Annotated in this window: 1 protein-coding gene; it reads right to left on the reverse strand. The window is 44.5% G+C overall.

The features are described from left to right. Window positions 1-238, reverse strand: a 238-nt coding sequence (locus SB773_RS34440) for a hypothetical protein (RefSeq protein WP_410595021.1), incomplete at both ends; no start/stop codon positions are given.

Below are 238 nucleotides of genomic sequence, written 5' to 3' on the forward strand. Positions count from 1 at the left end.
GTAGAAACCGCCTTCAACAACTCTGTCGTTGATATCAGTCCATAAGTTTTGCTCTCTTAAAGCCCGGACTTTTGATTCCTCTGCGACTTGCTTGCGTGTAATTGTTAACCCCTTACCGAAGTCAGCTTGCTCGTCTCCAAACTTCCATATTTGAGGATATTCTACCGCAAGGCACTGATAGTTTTCGTTCCCAAGCTTTACGGGAAGATAGGGAGTTAAACCCTTAAACGTTGTGTCG

Source organism: Bacillus sp. SIMBA_074, assembly GCF_046534555.1.
In the GTDB taxonomy this organism is placed as follows: domain Bacteria; phylum Bacillota; class Bacilli; order Bacillales; family Bacillaceae_G; genus Bacillus_A; species Bacillus_A mycoides.